We start from the raw sequence: 805 nt of genomic DNA, 5'->3' as shown, positions 1-805 counted from the left end.
CAATTTCATACGCTAGAAGAGCAAGTGGCAGATATGAAACGCCGCGGCATCGATCCAAGCCAAGCTTATAAGGATTTGGATAGAAAAGCAGAAGATGAAGACTGGGGTGATGCGACTTGGAAAGAAAATGGCAAGTGGGAGCCAAAAACGGCTGCTGATCTAGACGATAACGCTCGTGAAAACTGGGACGGTGACAACGGTAAGCCAAACCCGCCACCTATTGTCTAAATCTTTCTTTAAGTATCGATGTGATAGGTGAAGGTCTTTACTAGGCATCAAACATAAAAAAGCCACGCTAATCATAGCGTGGCTTTTTTAATGATTTACGATGGGACTATTCGGTACATTATTATGACCCTTCGTCAATGCGAACCAGCTTGATCGTACCATCGGCACTCGTGACGCGACGATACCGCGCATTGCTAGATGAAGGGCTAATTGATGGCTGCACGGAGTAGCTATTAGGCGTAGTGGTCTGTTGCTGAATCAGTTGTCCCATGCGATCGGCAGGCGCAGGGTTCAAAGGTCGGCTATTTGCTGGCTGACCGTACTGGACTTGACTTGGTGCTGCATTACCAACGATAGCACGATAGAACTTTTGGCCTGCGCGTCCATCTGCTGGGAAAATGCCACGACTAGATTGGTATTGCTGGATAGCGGTACGGGTATTGTCCCCAATAATGCCATCAACACCGCCAATATCATAGCCTGCATTTAGCAAGGCTTGCTGAATATCTTTTGCTTGTTGGCGACTTATACCAGGATCATCTGTTGGCCAAGCGGTAATAAAGTCCGTTTTGCTACT

2 protein-coding genes are annotated in these 805 nt (G+C 47.2%); one reads left to right on the top strand and one right to left on the bottom strand.

Annotated elements, in window-relative coordinates; all coding sequences use genetic code 11:
- On the top strand, window positions 1–228 hold a 228-nt coding region (locus ACS8FC_RS16520; RefSeq protein ID WP_439297575.1), incomplete at its 5' end, for a hypothetical protein.
- Between the two features lie 121 nt (window positions 229–349).
- On the opposite strand, the gene ACS8FC_RS16515 is transcribed toward ACS8FC_RS16520, so the two are convergent.
- On the bottom strand, window positions 350–805 hold a 456-nt coding region (locus ACS8FC_RS16515; protein WP_439297574.1), incomplete at its 5' end, for a peptidoglycan-binding domain-containing protein.

Source organism: Psychrobacter sp. 1Y4, assembly GCF_051847555.1.
This window is presented reverse-complemented; position numbering and strand designations above follow the sequence as displayed.